This window comes from Aquabacterium parvum, assembly GCF_001447195.1.
Lineage (GTDB): Bacteria > Pseudomonadota > Gammaproteobacteria > Burkholderiales > Burkholderiaceae_C > Aquabacterium > Aquabacterium parvum.
Map to the genome: position 1 here is coordinate 1 of NZ_LFRI01000577.1, position 273 is coordinate 273.

A 273-nucleotide genomic window follows, 5' to 3' on the forward strand; every position below is an offset into this window, starting at 1 on the left:
TGCCCATGATCAGTTCGGGTATCGATCGCAAAGCGTTTAACAGGCCGCGTGTGGCTTGATACACGAGTGGATGAGGGCTAGTATTCCGCGCGGCGAGCACTCCTAAGGGAATGGATAGCAATACCGCGATTGCCGTACCGGCGATACTCATGGCCAAGGTATCCAGTACCGGTTTGACCCAGGTGCCAGCCTGCGAGAAGTTCGGTGGGAACATCTCGCCGGCAATTTTTACCAGGCTTGGCATGCCATCCTTCAATCGCTCGGCATCAAATA

1 protein-coding gene is annotated in these 273 nt (G+C 54.9%); it reads right to left on the reverse strand.

Annotation, left to right across the window (positions count from 1 at the left end):
- A partial coding sequence (locus tag ABG80_RS23675) for a PhnE/PtxC family ABC transporter permease (RefSeq protein WP_407638765.1) occupies positions 1-273 on the reverse strand: 273 nt, incomplete at both ends.